Annotated in this window: 9 protein-coding genes; 6 read left to right on the forward strand and 3 right to left on the reverse strand. The window is 40.9% G+C overall.

Annotated elements, in window-relative coordinates; all coding sequences use genetic code 11:
* Positions 1–111: 111 nt before the first annotated feature.
* Both ACLTWA_RS14870 and ACLTWA_RS14875 read right to left on the reverse strand, forming a co-directional pair.
* A complete protein-coding gene (locus ACLTWA_RS14870; RefSeq protein ID WP_412328687.1) occupies positions 112–5,253 on the reverse strand; it encodes an RHS repeat-associated core domain-containing protein in 5,142 nt (1,713 codons plus the stop codon).
* A gap of 17 nt (positions 5,254–5,270) precedes the next feature.
* Complete coding sequence (locus tag ACLTWA_RS14875; RefSeq protein WP_412328688.1) at positions 5,271–6,326, reverse strand: hypothetical protein; 1,056 nt, start codon at positions 6,324–6,326, stop codon at positions 5,271–5,273.
* Between the two features lie 396 nt (positions 6,327–6,722).
* Between ACLTWA_RS14875 and ACLTWA_RS14880 the strand changes: the two genes are divergently transcribed.
* Entirely contained in the window at positions 6,723–6,875 is a 153-nt protein-coding gene (locus tag ACLTWA_RS14880; protein WP_412328689.1) for a hypothetical protein, read from the forward strand.
* Positions 6,876–7,165: 290 nt separating this feature from the next.
* Positions 7,166–7,606 (forward strand): hypothetical protein, encoded by a 441-nt coding sequence (locus ACLTWA_RS14885; RefSeq protein ID WP_412328690.1) that lies wholly within the window; start codon positions 7,166–7,168, stop codon positions 7,604–7,606.
* 51 nt (positions 7,607–7,657) lie between these two features.
* Here ACLTWA_RS14885 and ACLTWA_RS14890 read toward each other — a convergent pair whose 3' ends face one another.
* Positions 7,658–7,849 carry a hypothetical protein gene (locus ACLTWA_RS14890; protein ID WP_412328691.1) on the reverse strand — a complete coding sequence of 64 codons (192 nt, stop codon included), beginning with the start codon at positions 7,847–7,849 and terminating at the stop codon, positions 7,658–7,660.
* Between the two features lie 465 nt (positions 7,850–8,314).
* Between ACLTWA_RS14890 and rpsL the strand changes: the two genes are divergently transcribed.
* From rpsL to tuf, 4 genes are all read left to right on the forward strand, one after another.
* On the forward strand, positions 8,315–8,734 hold the full coding sequence (rpsL, locus tag ACLTWA_RS14895) for a 30S ribosomal protein S12 (RefSeq protein WP_412328692.1): 420 nt from the start codon (positions 8,315–8,317) through the stop codon (positions 8,732–8,734).
* A 177-nt stretch (positions 8,735–8,911) separates the two neighbouring features.
* Complete coding sequence (gene rpsG, locus ACLTWA_RS14900; protein WP_412328693.1) at positions 8,912–9,382, forward strand: 30S ribosomal protein S7; 471 nt, start codon at positions 8,912–8,914, stop codon at positions 9,380–9,382.
* Positions 9,383–9,397: 15 nt separating this feature from the next.
* Positions 9,398–11,518, forward strand: coding sequence for an elongation factor G (gene fusA / locus ACLTWA_RS14905; protein ID WP_412328694.1), 2,121 nt, complete (start codon positions 9,398–9,400; stop codon positions 11,516–11,518).
* A gap of 155 nt (positions 11,519–11,673) precedes the next feature.
* Positions 11,674–12,867, forward strand: a complete 1,194-nt coding sequence (tuf, locus tag ACLTWA_RS14910; protein ID WP_412328695.1) for an elongation factor Tu — start codon at positions 11,674–11,676, stop codon at positions 12,865–12,867.
* Positions 12,868–12,873: the final 6 nt, after the last annotated feature.

The following is a 12,873-nucleotide window of genomic DNA, read 5'->3' on the forward strand; positions in this document are numbered from 1 at the left end:
ATATATCATTAATGTGTTCCACTGCCTGCTGGTTTATTTGTTCAGATCCACCTTTAACGCTCCCCCAAATGTTGGGGTTACGACCTGCGTGCTTTTGTAAGGCATGACCTGCTATAGTTTCGCCACCCTTATGAGCTTGCTGTGCAGTTTCAAGCGCTTTATTAACATTAATACTAATCGCGCCTGCACCAACTGCCGAGCCTGCGCAAAACCAGTTGCTCCGGCTGGCCCCACTGTTGCTGCACCATATCCAAGACCTGACGCAACTGCACCAGTTGATGCAAAAACACTGCCGGTAACACCGTATGCAAGAACTGCTCCTCCTGTTAGACCGATTATTCCACCTACTACCGCGCCTTGGGCAACTGCATTCCATGAAAATTTACCTTCAAGGGCTGACGATATTCCACCTGCAATAGCTCCCGCTATAAGTCCAATGACTCCTGTAATGGCCAAAAATGGAACATGTCCGGTTGGATCATTATATAAGGTCGGATTATTATGACAATAGGTATACTTATTCAGGCTGAGCGGGTCGGTGATCTCAAGCTCATTTGGCATTTTTCGGATTGTATTCTCAACGCTGTCCTCCGATAAAAATCGACCGGTCGCAGCTCTATAATTCCTTGCTCGTAAGTAATAGGTTTCCGTCTCTAAGTCTACATACTCCCCACAGTATCGAAAAGAATTCTCATCGTTCCTATCCCGATTTCTCTCAATTCCAAAAGCATCATATTCATACGAAGATTTGCAAATTCCGCTTTGGCTCCATAGACCAGTTACATCCCCATGTTCATTAAATATATAATAGTATATCATACCATTATTTTCTGTGGCAATTAAATTGATTCCCCTTAAATAGGTTTTAATCTTACTGCCGTCAGTTTGTTCCACTACAATATCATTTCCATCCCAGTAATAAAAAGTTTTTCTACCCTGGCTTTCGGTCAGTTCCCTTACCGTTTTACAGTGGCGGAGGCCATCTCCCCGGTACTGATATGTAATCTCTTTGTCATCTTGATTGATTCGTCTCAGTTGATTGAATCCATTATAATGTCTCCACTCATAAACCGTTGGATATTCCTTCTTATAGGTTCCTGATAATTTAACATTTCCTGGGTAGTCCGGCGTAGGAGAAGTTTTTTCCCAAATCCGGAAGGTTTCATTCCCATTATCATCATAACGGTACCGGTACGTTTCCGTTATTTTTCCCTGCTTTTTTGTCTCTTTTTCCAGCCGGTTCTTTAAACCATATTCATAGCTGGTAACACTGACCAGTTCTTCCTTTGTTCTTCCTTCTACCATCATCTTTATACGATTGGAATAGGCGTCATAGGTATAAAGCGTTCGCTTCCAGCCGGAATAATCTTCTTCTGTCAGACGCCCCAGCCGATCATAACAATAGGAAATTGTAGCTGGGGCAGATTCTGCTTTGTTAATCTTACTTAGAATATTTCCATCTACATCATAGCTGTATTCCCATGAAGAAATTACAGTTCCCTGCCGTTTATTCTCTAAAGAAATTATTTTGTTGCCATCATTATACTTATAGCGGGTTTCCATACCAGACTGTGGATAGAAGAGTGCTTTTCGGTTGCCTTTTTCGTCATATTCGTACTCTGCCAGTATAACTCCTGAAGCGCTGTTTTTTCTTATCTGCTTTAAACGGTATAAATCATCATACGAATAATGCAGACTGACATCCGAGCTTGCATTTCCTTCGCGGGTCAGTTGAAAGGACTGGCGGTTTCCATATATATCATAAGTATAGTCCTTCCACGTATTTCCTGGATCTTCCTGATGGGTCAGCTGTCCTTTATTGTTGTAACGGAATGTCATCTCCAGGAGGACGTTTTGTTTTTCTCCTATAGATTCCTTGCTGGCTACTCGAATCTGCTTACCGTTCTTACTATAGAAATACTCCCGCTCGCTAATCACCAGTCCATCAGGAGTTCTCTTTTGAACAGTTTCTTTTATCAGACGTTCCAGGGCATCATGCTGGTAAACGGTCTGGTCCTTGTTCCTGTCCGTTTTTTTCTGAAGTATTCCGGTTTTATCATATTCATAGAATTCTGTACAACCGCGGGCATCCGTAATTTCCGTTACGTTTCCAAACCGATCATAGGCGTATTTTGTTACCTCCCGTCCTTCGCCGGACGGAGTGTCCCCGGTCCTCCTTAAAATGATTTGATTTATCGCATCATACTGGCAGGTGGTCTTGATCCAGCTGCCTGGACTTAGGTACTGGTAGGTGTCGGTCAATCGGTTCCTTGCGTCATAAACATACTGGATTTCCTGCCAGCCATCTTTTTGTGCCTTCTTTTCCCAAATTATGTTTCCGGCTCCATCGTAGAAATATTTTACGATCTGGCGGCGGTGGTCAAATGGTGCGGTGATTTGGGTCAAGCGACTTGCCTTATCGTATTGAAATTCAGTTCTCTTTCCCGCTTCATCCCAATGAAAGCGTTTATTGCCTAGCGCATCGTATTGAATGCTTGTAAATCGTTCCTGACCGGAGACTGTCTGAACAGATTTTACTACACGGCCTGCATAATCGTACTCCCAGCGTTCTGCGTGGTTTCTGGCATCAACTTTTCGAATATTGTTTCCTGCATTATCATACTCGTAGGTGAACAACCGCTCTCCAGCTAAAATCTCCTTCCGAACCTGCCCTTTTTGATCTTTATAACATTCCGTCACAATATCCGGAGCAGAAGCATCTCCTGTGATTTTTTTCAGCTCTCGACAGTATTTCCTTCCATCAGACGGATCGGTAAATACCTCATTGTATTCATAATTCTCCTCATAGCCTACTTGGGGAATCGTATGAGAAATTACTCTGCCAAAGGAATCGTAAGTATAACGTTCGGTCTTTCTTACATGGTCCGCTGCTGTGCCGTTCCCATTATATGAAATCACTTCGGTCAACTCTCCCCATGAATTATATCGAAAATCTTTTAGTACGATATCACTGGAGTCCGGTTCATTGGATACAGCAAGACAAACCTGTTGAACCTGCCCAAACGGTGTGTAATAAATTCGTCTTTTATGGTGGTTCGCATCAGTTTCCGTAATATAGTTCCGACTATCATGATAATAGGTTTCATTTGCGGCCTGTTGGCCGTCTGCCGGCGGAAACGTCTCTGCTTCAACTCTTCCCAGTTTATCATAACGTATGGTACTGATCTGATTCCTCGAATCCTTTTTGTAAATGAGCCGTCCCCAATTGTCATATTGATATTCTTCCTTTATTGGTTCGCAGGGCCGGCCGTCTGCATCTATGATGCCGGTTTGTTCTTTTGATATAAAGTTATGTGTGTATCTGCTGCCAGTACTGGAAGATGAACTGTATTTATAAATTGTTTCGGCATAATCACCTGACTGTTCCAGATCTCCGCTGTCTGCCAGAAAATACCTTCTTTCGTTGGTCACACAATAGGGATTTTTCGAATCTTTATAATCATATCCTGTTTTTTCCTTTAAGACTCCATTTTGATATATTCGATGATATTTTATTACTCGATTTCCCAACTCCATATGAAGCTCATAGGTTTCTTTGATCTGGTCAGAACCTTTTTTTCTTACTGTTTCAAGAATGGTGCTGTAGTCTCCATAACTTGTACTCACCTCCTGATTGCAGGAAGGATCCTCCGGATACTCTTCAATAAGCTGAATTATGTTTGCTTTTCGATCTGTGGAATATTTCCAGAACGTTTTCTTTTCTATAAATTTTAATTCGTTATTCTTATCAAAACACTGGTCAACGGCTGACACGATTAATTTATTGCTGTATTTATAGATGCTTCTTGAAATAAGCGCCTCTTGTTGTCTGACTTCCTTTTTTAATAGCTGGTCTTCTCGATCAAACTCGTGAATCTCTACAATATCCTGATGTTTTTTTACTTTTGCATATTCAATATATTGACCGTTACTGTATTCATAAGTAGCTCTGGAATCAAGCCTGTAGTTGTATTCAACCAGGTTGTATTCGATTCCATCAGCAATATCCTTTTTTAGCGTCAATGCAAAATGAGTAACCTTTCCACCAGCATCATTTTCAATACTAATTTCCTTTCCGTATGTAAACTGGGTGGAAGCATGATTTGGATATGTTACACTTTTTAGAAGAAGATATTTGCGTGCCATATTACCAGTAGCATTTCCTGCTGCTTTCCTGGAGGCATAAGTCATAATACCCCTGTAATCTTCAGGATTGTAGTAGTCATACTGAGTCCTACGCCCTGCGGGGTCTGTAACTGCGGTGAGCTTAAGAGGGTTTGCCTGATTGATATGGTAGGAAAGTTCACATGCTTTTCCAGCCATGCTTTCCGGTAATCTCCAGACAAGTCCATAATCTGTCTTCTCTAAGTTGATTTTACGCCCCCAGGTATCCACAATCGCCATACCGCCATGATCCTTCAGATCATAACAAATTACATTTCCATACTTATCCTGTCTGGCAACCAGTGTAAAGCGTTGCGGAATCATCTTATCCCGTTCGCCAATATTTCCATATAAATCTTTAAAATAGTTTTTGTTTCCATTTTTGTATTCAATTATGATATCATAATTTTTTTCAACACCAACCGCATAAGGGTGCCCAATCGTTCCGGCTCTGGTAACAATGGTTGCATCTTTCAGGCTATAATTTTCAAATCGGTCTGAGGAACGGCTTATCTTTAAACTTCTACCGTCTTCAAGATGCAAAATATAATCATAACCGGGAGTTCCCATGAGGATTGACTGTTTAGGTGCAATTGGTATGTTTATGTAAGTGCAATTAAGATATGGTATAGTCTCAATGGACGGCAGTACAAAGGACCAGCCATATCCCAATCCATAAGTGGCAGTATTAAAACTGTTATTTTTTGAACCTGTTTTTAACTTATTGTTTTTCACATATGGAGCCATATCCGTTAAATTGGCACAGCCTGAATCATAGCGTCTGGCGATAGTGACGTCAAAACCATTCCTGCCGGGCAGTACGAAATCTGTTACGTCATATTGGAGACTTCCCGTACTTAACTGAACATTCACCTGATTGGTGTCAAAATAGGTAAATGGGGATTCCGGATACTGTTTGATATCTGAAAATTCTTCCGCTTCCGCGGGCACTGCTGCTTTGCTAAACAGTGCTTTTGGTCTGTTTACTTTGTTTTCTTCTTTATTTAATACATCCTCCGTCGTTATTGTATCGGGAGATTCCCCTTCCTTTATATAAACATCATTTTCATTATTCTTTTTATCGTCCATCAAATTCCTTCTTCATCTTAATATAATAATACTTTTGCACATCCGGTACCCTTGGCAATAAATTCTATCAATGCAAGGCATCCACTAAAGCATTCCTCCTTATTTAATTGCTTCGTGGATTGAAACCATAGGTTTCCTGGAACATTGGAATATACTCTTATATGTGCTTCCGGATAATTTCCTGGTTTTGTTATGCTTCTTAAACTGCCGGCTGAGAGATTGGTCAATTCCAGTAAGTACGGATCATACCGAAGATTCATGCGGATCTTGTCCAGACCGATGACTTCCTGTGCCTTCAAAAGAACTACATAACGTTCGCCGTTCTTTACCGGATATTCCATTGCGCTGCTGCGGTAAAATACAGGAATAACCGGCAATTGTGTTGTTGTTAAATAATCAGACTCATTTCTATTAGACCCATATGCTTTAATACGGTACATGGTATTGGCCGTCCCAAGTGGTATGTTATCTGTCATTTCCCGGTGAACTTCAATATTTCTCCGTGTGTCCAATTCATAAAAAGACAATTCCTTTTTATCCCACTCGTTAAATGTCAGCCATCTGGAATCAATATCCTCCCATGAGATGCCAGGAAGTGTCATCTTTTCCCTTTCAGCCCATGAATGTTCGGTCCTTTCCAGGCTGTTCCAGGTCTGATTAAGCCCGTCCAGTTCCAGCCAGGTGCGTCCCTGCTCAATGCCGAACCGTTCAACGCCAGGGCCGTTAAATATTTCAAAACTGATTTCCCGTCTTTCAAAATCTTCCCAGGTATATGAATGGTTCTCAAGCTGTAACCAGCTTAACTGTTCATAATCCAGACGTTCCCAGTGCTGGCCTTTGCCTGTTCTGGTCTCGATTTGATGCCAGTTTAATGTTGCTTGATCATGGATGCACCATGGTTCGTTGGTACTGTCAAAGTTATCCCAGGTGTATCCTGACAGGGATTGTAAAAAGGATTCATTAAATACTCGTTCTACAATATAATTATTATCTGCCTCCGCCGTTCCCCAGGTGATTCGTGCTGGTTCTCCTTCGTGGAGAGCGGGGATATGTAAACATTCCGGTCGGTTCATAAATTACAGGTTTCTCCTTTCGTGTTTCTATTGGTAACTTTAGTTTTTATTTCAGTGTTATATGGTTTATTTCTGCATTTCGTTTTTCCAACGATAGATTTTATGATAGAAAAAGTTATTTATTATGTTGTTATTACTCCTGCTTTCCTATTGAAATGAAAGGAGGAGTATAAGCAGTTCCGGTTGACTTTGTAAATAGCAATTTAAATACTAATGCGATAACCAGAAAAAGTATATTATCTGCATCAAACAATTTAAACTCCGCTATAGCAGCCGGATATTACAAATTTATTGGGGGTCCCGTCAATGCTCCTGGCAGTGCTGGTTACGGCATGCTTATTGTATACACATATGATAATTACGTTACGCAAGTTGGTTACACTGGAGGTAAAACATATGTGCCACAAAGTTTTGACACAGGTGGTAGTTGGAGCGGTTGGAGTACTTGGGCTTAACATAATGATCATTAAGGAATATAAAACAGAACTTCTATATCGACTGCCTTGTTTGCATAAAGAACAGAAGTCCCTGAAATACTTACAATTCTAATCGTATTGCTTTGATAGGAAGCCAGCATACTATAATTTAAAACCGATAATATATAGGCATTACCCATTGCGCAGCTAATATGTCCATATTGATCAGTGGTACCGACCACATGCTTAATTACAAACTTGCTGTTCCACGAAGCTAAATTGATATTTAGGATACTAAAATATAAGCAATTGGGCTACGAACCAAGCGTTAAATACACTATAGGGCTTGTAAAATTTACCATTTACATCTATAATTTAGTATACGTAAAGTATAATATTAATTTTTAATATGGAGGAAGGTTAATGAAAAAAGTAACTTTATTAATTGTAGCTACTGCTTTATCTATGGTCATGAACATGACGGTTTTTGCTGGCGAATGGAAACAAGATGGGAATCGCTGGTGGTACCAATCAGATAATAATGAGTATCTTAAGAACTCTTGGCTGCAAGACAATGGGAAATGGTATCATTTTGATAATAACGGGTACATGCAGACTGGTTGGCTTGAATTATCATCAAAATGGTATTATTTAAATTCAAATGGAGAAATGCAAACAACGCCTATAACTTTAGAAGATGGAGTTAAATACATTTTTAATGAGGACGGTTCTTGCATTAACCCTTGGCAAGGTTTTGAAGATGAGTATCGTTATGATATAACAACAGGAACATGGAAAAACGTTGCAGTAGAAATGGCTGAAAGAGATATAATTAATGAGATAACTAGTCAACCACTTTTTTAACTTAATAAAATTTACCGAAATTATTTAGGCTGTAGACAAATGCATTTGTCTTTAGCCTTTATTTTTAAGCAAATTGCTATTTAACTTAGATATCTTCTCATTAACAATATCATTATAATTATGATTTAACTCAGATATCTTCTCATCAATAATTACATTATCATTAACAAAATCCTGTCTTACCGGCTTATCCGATGCTTCCCATATATTTAATCCTAATGATGTTTTATTTGTACTTGACATATTATTTTTCCTCATTTCATTTATTTTTTTTTACATTTTGGTGCAGTATGTTTACCGCTTATTAATTCTCTAATTGTACAAACACATTGAAACAAAAAAATTATTCATTACTTTACTTCTTTTTACAGAAACGAACATATGTTCTATTTGCCGACGAGTAGATTATAATACTCGTAAATCCAATTGTCAACATTTTTACGAACATACGTTCTGCTTTCCCGAAATATTAAACTCATATAACTATCTTTTAGAAATAATTATCTATCTCCAATAATGCTGCTCACATAAGTTTCCCCAACTATTTTTTCCCTTTATATAAGCCGAAATATACAGAAAAAGAAATCCTTGACAAAAAAAAACAATATGTATATAATAATTAGGCGTGCATAAACGCGTCATGTTTTTGTGCGTAAATTAAGCTGAAGATGACAGCAACCACAGACAATATCACAGGAGGTGAATGGAATGCCAACATTTAACCAGTTAGTAAGAAAGGGAAGACAGACAAGCGTAAAGAAATCTACAGCACCTGCTCTTCAGAAGGGTTACAACTCTTTACAGAAGAGAGCTACTGATATTTCCGCTCCACAGAAGAGAGGCGTTTGTACTGCAGTTAAGACTGCTACACCTAAGAAACCTAACTCAGCTCTTAGAAAGATTGCCAGAGTTCGTCTTTCTAACGGGATCGAAGTAACAAGCTATATTCCAGGTGAGGGTCATAACTTACAGGAGCATAGTGTTGTTTTGATTCGTGGCGGTAGAGTAAAAGATTTACCAGGTACCAGATATCATATCGTCAGAGGTACTTTGGATACCGCAGGCGTAGCTAACAGAAAACAGGCTCGTTCCAAGTACGGTGCTAAGAAACCAAAAGACAAAAAATAATTAGAACCACACATTTGAATTTTCAGTGCCGGACTTTAGATATTGAACCTGTAGGTTGCAGGATTATATATAGAAACCGAGCGCGAACGCAAATTGAATGTTTGTGAGTACCTGGGATCTAATGAATGGCTGGGCAAACCGGTCAGGAATGCCAGCGATATTAAGGAGGGAAGTAACGTGCCACGTAAAGGACATACTCAAAAAAGAGACGTATTAGCAGATCCGCTTTACAACAATAAGGTTGTTACAAAATTAATCAACAACATTATGTATGATGGTAAAAAGGGTGTTGCTCAAAAGATTGTTTACGGCGCATTTGGCCGCATTGAAGAAAAGACAGGCAAACCGGCTGTTGAAGTATTTGAAGAAGCAATGAATAACATCATGCCTGTACTTGAAGTAAAGGCAAAACGTATCGGTGGAGCTACCTATCAGGTGCCGATCGAGGTTAGACCAGACAGAAGACAGGCGTTAGCCCTGAGATGGCTTACTCTGTACTCTCGTAAGAGAGGCGAGAAGACTCAGGAGGAAAGACTTGCGAATGAGCTTTTAGATGCTGCTAATAATACTGGCGCAGCTGTTAAGAAGAAAGAAGATATGCACAAGATGGCTGACGCAAACAAGGCATTTGCTCATTACAGATTCTAATAGGAGGAAAAAGCTTTGGCTGGAAGAGAATATCCATTGGAAACAACCAGAAATATTGGTATCATGGCCCACATCGATGCTGGTAAGACAACATTGACTGAGCGTATCCTCTATTATACTGGCGTAAATTACAAAATTGGTGACACTCATGAAGGTACTGCTACCATGGACTGGATGGAGCAGGAGCAGGAAAGAGGTATTACAATTACTTCCGCTGCTACTACCTGTCACTGGACGCTGCATGAGAACAACAAAGTAAAGCCAGGCGCTCCTGAACATCGTATCAACATTATTGATACTCCAGGACACGTTGACTTTACAGTAGAAGTAGAACGTTCCTTACGTGTACTGGATGGCGCTGTTGGCGTATTCTGTGCAAAGGGCGGTGTTGAGCCACAGTCCGAGAACGTATGGCGTCAGGCTGACACCTATAATGTACCCCGTATGGCATTCATCAATAAGATGGATATTATGGGTGCAAACTTCTACGGTGCGGTAGATCAGATCAAGAACCGTCTTGGTAAGAATACTATCTGCATCCAGCTTCCTATCGGCGCAGAAGATGAATTCAAAGGAATCATTGACCTGTTCGAGATGAAAGCATATATCTACAATGATGACAAAGGCGATGACATCGATATCGTTGATATCCCAGAGGATATGAAGGATGATGCAGAGCTTTACCGTGCAGAGTTAGTAGAAAAAATCTGTGAGTTAGATGATGACTTAATGATGGCATACCTGGAAGGGGAAGAGCCATCCACAGAAGAGTTAAAGAAAGCATTAAGAAAAGCAACCTGTGAGTGCTTGGCGATTCCTGTTTGCTGTGGCAGTGCCTACAGAAACAAGGGCGTACAGAAGCTCCTGGATGCGATTCTTGAATATATGCCAGCTCCAACAGACATCCCATCAATTAAGGGTGTGGATCTGGACGGCAATGAAATCGAAAGACATTCTTCCGATGATGAGCCATTTTCAGCTCTTGCATTTAAGATCATGACAGACCCGTTCGTTGGTAAGCTGGCGTTCTTCCGTGTTTATTCCGGTATCATGAACTCCGGTTCTTACGTGCTGAATGCAACAAAAGGCAAAAAAGAACGTGTAGGCCGTATCCTTCAGATGCATGCAAACAAGAGATCAGAACTTGATAAGGTATATTCCGGTGATATCGCTGCAGCTGTTGGTTTTAAAGTGACAACAACAGGTGATACTATCTGTGATGAGCAGCATCCGGTAATTCTGGAATCCATGGAATTCCCAGAGCCGGTTATCGATATCGCCATCGAGCCAAAGACCAAAGCTGGTCAGGGCAAGATGGGCGAAGCGTTAGCAAAGCTTGCAGAAGAAGATCCTACCTTCCGTGCAAAGACCAACCAGGAGACTGGTCAGGTTATTATTTCCGGTATGGGAGAGCTTCATCTGGAAATCATCGTAGACCGTCTGCTTCGTGAATTTAATGTAGAAGCAAACGTAGGTGCTCCTCAGGTTGCTTACAAGGAAAGCTTTACAAAGACGGTAGAAGTTGACAGCAAGTATGCAAAGCAGTCTGGTGGACGTGGACAGTACGGACACTGTAAGGTTCGCTTTGAGCCTATGGATGCCAACGGCGAAGAGCTCTTCAAGTTTGAGTCTACCGTTGTCGGCGGTGCAATTCCAAAAGAATACATTCCTGCAATTGGGGAAGGTATTGAGGAAGCAACAAAATCCGGTGTACTTGGCGGATTCCCTGTAGTTGGTGTTAAGGCTACTGTATACGATGGTTCTTACCATGAAGTCGATTCCAGTGAAATGGCATTCCACATCGCCGGTTCTATGGCATTTAAGGATGCGATGAACAAGGCTGGCGCCATTCTTCTCGAACCGATCATGAAGGTAGAGGTAACTATGCCAGAGGAGTACATGGGTGATGTTATCGGTGATATCAACTCCCGCCGTGGCCGCATTGAAGGCATGGAAGATATTGGAGGCGGTAAGATGGTGAAAGCCTATGTACCTCTTTCCGAGATGTTCGGTTACTCCACAGACTTACGTTCCAGAACTCAGGGACGCGGAAACTTCTCTATGTTCTTTGAAAAATATGAGCAGGTTCCAAAGAGTGTACAGGAGAAAGTTCTTGCTGATAAAAAGGATAAATAATTCCTAACAGGTTCCACTGGATTTCAGGCATTACAGCCTGCCTGAAATCCGTCAAATAGGCTTGAAAATAGTGCACAAATAGCATATAATAAAAAACAGCCTAACATATAAAATGAAAGCTCAGGAAGAGCATAAATTAAGGAGGACGTTATAAAATGGCTAAAGCTAAGTTTGAAAGAAACAAAACCCATTGTAACATCGGTACCATCGGACACGTTGACCATGGTAAAACAACTTTAACAGCTGCTATCACAAAGACACTTCACGAAAGATTAGGTACTGGTGAATCAGTAGCTTTCGAGAACATTGATAAGGCTCCAGAAGAGAGAGAGCGTGGTATCACAATTTCTACATCTCACGTTGAGTATGAGACAGAGAAAAGACACTATGCACACGTTGACTGCCCAGGACATGCTGACTACGTTAAGAACATGATCACTGGAGCTGCTCAGATGGACGGCGCTATCTTAGTTGTAGCTGCTACCGATGGTGTTATGGCTCAGACAAGAGAGCACATCCTTCTTTCCCGTCAGGTAGGCGTTCCTTACATCGTTGTATTCATGAATAAATGTGATATGGTTGACGATGCTGAGTTACTTGAATTAGTAGATATGGAAATCCGTGAGCTGTTAAACGAGTATGAATTCCCAGGCGATGATACACCAATCATCCAGGGTTCTGCTTTAAAAGCTCTTGAAGATCCAAGCGGTGCTTGGGGCGATAAGATCCTTGAATTAATGAAAGCAGTTGACGAGTGGGTTCCAGATCCTGTTCGTGAAACAGATAAGCCATTCTTAATGCCAATCGAGGATGTTTTCTCTATCACAGGCCGTGGTACTGTTGCTACAGGTAGAGTAGAGCGTGGTACCTTACACGTATCTGATGAAGTTGAAATCGTTGGTATCCATGAAGAAACACGTAAAGTTGTTGTAACTGGTATCGAGATGTTCCGTAAGTTACTTGACGAAGCACAGGCTGGTGATAACATCGGTGCATTACTTCGTGGTGTTCAGAGAACTGAAATCGAAAGAGGACAGTGTCTTGTTAAACCAGGTTCTGTAAAGTGCCACAAGAAATTTACAGCTCAGGTTTACGTTTTAACAAAAGATGAAGGTGGACGTCATACTCCTTTCTTCAACAACTACAGACCTCAGTTCTACTTCAGAACAACTGATGTTACTGGTGTTTGCGAATTACCAGCTGGCACAGAGATGTGTATGCCTGGCGATAACGTAGAGATGACTGTTGAACTGATTCACCCGGTAGCTATGGAGCAGGGTCTTCGTTTCGCTATCCGTGAAGGTGGACGTACAGTAGGTTCAGGAAGAGTTGCTACTATCGTTCAGTAATTAAAA

The sequence above is a fragment of the Lacrimispora sp. genome, from assembly GCF_046972725.1.
Lineage (GTDB): Bacteria > Bacillota > Clostridia > Lachnospirales > Lachnospiraceae > Lacrimispora.

Coding starts and splice junctions, on each gene's coding strand:
- ACLTWA_RS14875 (WP_412328688.1), bottom strand. CDS start 6,326: ATGAACCGACCGGAATGTTTACATATCCCCGCTCTCCACGAAGGAGAA.
- ACLTWA_RS14885 (WP_412328690.1), top strand. CDS start 7,166: ATGAAAAAAGTAACTTTATTAATTGTAGCTACTGCTTTATCTATGGTC.
- ACLTWA_RS14890 (WP_412328691.1), bottom strand. CDS start 7,849: ATGTCAAGTACAAATAAAACATCATTAGGATTAAATATATGGGAAGCA.
- tuf (WP_412328695.1), top strand. CDS start 11,674: ATGGCTAAAGCTAAGTTTGAAAGAAACAAAACCCATTGTAACATCGGT.
- ACLTWA_RS14880 (WP_412328689.1), top strand. CDS start 6,723: ATGTGCCACAAAGTTTTGACACAGGTGGTAGTTGGAGCGGTTGGAGTA.
- rpsL (WP_412328692.1), top strand. CDS start 8,315: ATGCCAACATTTAACCAGTTAGTAAGAAAGGGAAGACAGACAAGCGTA.
- ACLTWA_RS14870 (WP_412328687.1), bottom strand. CDS start 5,253: ATGGACGATAAAAAGAATAATGAAAATGATGTTTATATAAAGGAAGGG.